General features: G+C 69.2%; 2 protein-coding genes. Both read right to left on the bottom strand.

Annotation, left to right across the window (positions count from 1 at the left end):
* Window positions 1-85 precede the first annotated feature (85 nt).
* Window positions 86-1414 carry an IS110 family RNA-guided transposase gene (locus tag ABCR83_RS32495; RefSeq protein WP_462698860.1) on the bottom strand — a complete coding sequence of 443 codons (1329 nt, stop codon included), beginning with the start codon at window positions 1412-1414 and terminating at the stop codon, window positions 86-88.
* Window positions 1415-1648: 234 nt separating this feature from the next.
* Entirely contained in the window at window positions 1649-2734 is a 1086-nt protein-coding gene (locus ABCR83_RS32490; protein WP_462698859.1) for an IS110 family RNA-guided transposase, read from the bottom strand.
* Between the last annotated feature and the right edge of the window lie 237 nt (window positions 2735-2971).

The following is a 2971-nucleotide window of genomic DNA, read 5'->3' as shown; positions in this document are numbered from 1 at the left end:
GGATGCTGAACGGAAAATCGATCTTCGGGAGGGCAGACGGCAGCATCCGGGCCGCTTGCGGACCGGATGTCGGTGGGGCGGGCGGTCAGGCTGCTGTCGGGGTGAGGGCGACCTGGTGGCCGAGGGCCTGGAGCTGGCGGACGAGATCGCGGGTCTTGCGGGCTGGATTGAGATGGCGCTGGTGCCAGTCAGCGCCCAGCTCCTGGTAGGAGGCGCCGGGGTCGTTGATCAGGTGCCAGGCGATGACGAGTATCGAGCGGGCGACGGCAACGAGGGCTTTGGCGTGTCCGCGGCGTTTGACGATGCGGCGGTAGCGGGCGCCGAGGAAGGTGTTCGTGCGGGCGGCGGCGTTGGCGGCTTCGCCGAGCGCGCCCTTGAGCCAGGGGTTGCCCTGCCCGGCCGGGCCCGCGGTGTTCTTCGCGCCGGACTGGATGGTGCGGGGGCACAACTTCGCCCAGGACACCAGGTGTTCAGGGGTAGGGAAGCGGCTCATGTCCGCACCGATCTCGGCGAGGATGATCTGCGCGGTGGTCGGCCCGATGCCGGGAACGGCATCCAGACGCTCTGCCAGAACCCGTGCACTCACTGTGGTGGTCGGCTCGTCGCCGGTGCCCGGGCCGTCGTGCGGGGTGGCGATCTCCTCCAGCGTCCGGGCGATGAGCCGGTCGAGCTCGTGGATCTGGCCGGTCAGATGGTCGACGGTGGAAAGCAGCACCCCGAGCAGCCGCGCGTGGTGGTCTTCGAACTGACCGGTGAGAGCCTCGGCCAGGACTGTCTTCTTCTTGACGAGACTGCCCTGCGCCAGCTCAGCGAGGGCACGGGGGTTGCGTTCGCCGGCGACCATGGCGTTCATCATGGCCCGCCCCGACAGGCCGAACAGATCCGAGACGGCTCCGGACAGCTTGATCTGCGCGTCCTGCAGGGCCTTGTCCACGCGGTGCTTGTGACGGGTGCGTTCCTGGACGAACACCGTGCGGGTCCGGGTGAAGTCCCGCAGCTGCCGGACCGGTTTGGGCGGAACGAACGAGGCGCGGACCATGCCGCGTTCGGCGAGCTTGGCCAGCCAGACCGCGTCCAACTTGTCGGTCTTGGGCCGCCCCGGGACATTCTTGACGTCCCGCGCGTTCACGAGCCAGCACTCCAGACCACGGGCCTCCAGCAGATAGAAGAACGGGCGCCAGTACGAGCCCGTCGCCTCCATCACCACCCGCTCGACACCCTGGCAGACCAGCCGGTCACCGAGCTCCAGGATCGCGTTGGTCGTCGAGGCGACCGTCCAGACCTGCTGGACACGGCGCCCCTCGATGGTGTCGTGCGGGACGCGCAGGCAGACCATCCCCGACGCCTTGGCGATATCGATCGCCGCGACCCTGGCGACCGTCCCGTCGTCGTGGTCCTCTCTCAATTCCTCCATGGCGGGCCCCCTGTTGTGCTGGTGCGGGCGGGGCTGCCCGGGGAGCCTGAGGGGAACGGAGAAGCTGATCGGCGTGCTCAAGGCAACAGTGTGCGGCCCCTCGGACGGCTCCCTCACCAGACTCCTATGCGGGCTCACAGCCCAAACATCAAGCGGCGTCGGCGGACAGCCCACGTACCGATTTTCACGTCCGCGAGGCGTCATCCGCAGGTGAACGGCTGACTCCTATGGATGTCAAGCCGCAGGAGCGAGGTCGGTTTGGGTGATTCGTTCGGTTGGTGTGCTGGTCAGGGCGCGGTAGATCTCGCGGGCGACGAATCGCTTGAGGCAGCGCATGATGTCCTTCTTCGACAGTCCTTCCTTGGTGCGGCGTTCCACGTAGGCGCGGGTGCGTTCGTCGTAGCGCATGCGGACCAGGACGATGGTGTGCAGGGCGTTGTTCGCGGCCCGGTCGCCGCCGCGGTTGAGGCGGTGGCGGTGGGTGCGGCCGGATGATGCCGGGATCGGGGCGACGCCGGCCAGGTGCGCGAACGCGCCCTCCGAGCGCATGCGCTCGGGGTTGTCCCCGGCTGAGGCCAGCAGCTGGCCGGCGGTCTCCGGCCCGACACCGAACAGCTCCAGCAGTTGCGGGGCGGCCTGCTTGACCAACGGGCCGATCTCGGCGTCCAGTTCAGCGATCTCCGTGTCCATGGCCTGGTGACGGCGGGCCAGGCGCCGCAGCGAGGCCCGCGTGGCCGCCAATGGGCGGGAGATGTCGTCGCCGGGCCGCAGCCGGGCCAGGGTGCGTATCAGCGCGGCCCGGTCCAGCCCCGCGACCTGTTCACGCAGCATCGCCGGGGCGGAGACCAGCAGATTGCGGATCTGGTTCATCGCCTGGGTGCGGGCCTTGATGGCACTGCGGCGCGCGATCCGCAGCACCCGCACGGCCTCGACCATGCCGTCGCGGCTCTTGGGGATGCCGGTGGCCCGCCCGGAGAGCACTGCGGTTGCGGCGGCGTAGGCGTCGATCGGGTCGGACTTGCCCTTCATCCGGCGGGTCTTGCGGTCCGGCCGGTCGACGTCGGTGACCGTGACTCCGGCCGCAGTCAGGACCCGCGCGAGCTCGGCTCCGTAGGCGCCGGTGCCTTCCACGCCGACCGCGGTCAGCGTGCCGTGCGAGCGCATCCAGTCCAGCAGGTCCCGGTAGCCGCGGATGGTCGCGGGGAACTCCCGGTCGGCCAGGTGCCGGCCGAGCGGGTCGATCACGGCCGCGTGGTGAGTCAGGCCGTGGGTGTCGACTCCGCCGGTGATCTCTGGACCGTCGTGCGTCATGCTGGTCATGTCCGTCCTTGCCGCTTGTCCGAGCCGAGGGCGGCACGCGCCGGTTGGGCGGGTGGACAAGACAGTGACGGGGCTTCTGGACCAAGCTCCTATGAGGTCACAAACGCCCGTCCGGCCGCGTGCGTGGCGGTCCCGCCGACGAGCCGACAAATCCCAAACAGGACAGTCAACGACGTCAGTCAGAGGGTGAGTCAGGCTCATCAGCAGAACCACCAGTCACATCATCACTGTCAGAGG

The sequence above is a fragment of the Streptomyces xingningensis genome (genome assembly GCF_054957865.1).
The sequence above is the reverse complement of the archived record's forward strand: the minus strand, read 5'-3'. Positions and strand labels throughout refer to the sequence as shown.

Bases quoted from the DNA above. Each gene is read 5' to 3' on its own strand.
- ABCR83_RS32495 (WP_462698860.1), bottom strand. From the start codon at position 1,414: ATGGAGGAATTGAGAGAGGACCACGACGACGGGACGGTCGCCAGGGTC.
- ABCR83_RS32490 (WP_462698859.1), bottom strand. From the start codon at position 2,734: ATGACCAGCATGACGCACGACGGTCCAGAGATCACCGGCGGAGTCGAC.